The organism is Frankia sp. CoWAU3 (genome assembly GCF_977971855.1).
Genome location: NZ_CDWWXB010000251.1, coordinates 3,441 through 4,112, shown reverse-complemented (window position 1 = coordinate 4,112; position 672 = coordinate 3,441). Strand labels below are relative to the sequence as shown.

Sequence of the window (672 nt, the reverse complement as noted above, 5' to 3'; positions counted from 1 at the left end):
CCTCTACCGCACACCCCGGGTATGGATGGTCACCGTGCCCCGCGCATCCGGCGCCGCGATCGCAGCCCCGAGCGCTTCCATCGCCAGCGGCTTCAATCCCGCCGGGTAGAACGCCATGCGCAGCCGGCTGCCCGCCGCAGAGCTACGGACCGGCCGGGCGATGAGAAACCCGTCGCCCGTCCGGCCGCCGAGATAGCGGCCCCACCGGGGAATCCTGCCCTGCTTGATCGTCCACATCCGGCCTGGCGGATCGCCGTTCCTCGCGTCTGGGCTCATAGCCGCTTCCCCGCTGTCAAGGCGGCGTACCGGGGCAGGGACATCACTTCCCACACCGTGTGTTCCACCCACCGGCCCCGTCCGCCTAGCAGCCGGACCCGATGCGACACCGGCATCAGCCCGCCACCCCCGAACTCCTCGGGTCGCAGCGCACAGCCGACCGTGACCACCGGCATGTCCACCCCGGCCGCCACCCGGTCCCCGTGGATGTACCGGCCGAGCAGAAACGCCAGCCGGGTGTTCCCCGGCGGGCAGGTCCGGGGGTGCGCCGTCACCGTGGCCACCCCGTCCTGTGCCGTGGCCACCACCGCCGCGGGCAGCAACGGCCCGTCCTCCACCGGCCGGACCCTCACCTGCACAGCGCGGTTACAGTCCACCTCCAGCACCGGCCCGGCC

2 protein-coding genes are annotated in these 672 nt (G+C 72.9%); both read right to left on the bottom strand.

Annotated features, from left to right (window positions below; genetic code table 11):
- Positions 1 to 3: 3 nt before the first annotated feature.
- On the bottom strand, positions 4 to 276 hold the full coding sequence (locus tag AC08ON_RS16570) for a hypothetical protein (protein WP_476617298.1): 273 nt from the start codon (positions 274 to 276) through the stop codon (positions 4 to 6).
- A partial coding sequence (locus AC08ON_RS16565) for a hypothetical protein (RefSeq protein WP_476617297.1) occupies positions 273 to 672 on the bottom strand: 400 nt, incomplete at its 5' end. The genes AC08ON_RS16570 and AC08ON_RS16565, both read right to left, overlap by 4 nt.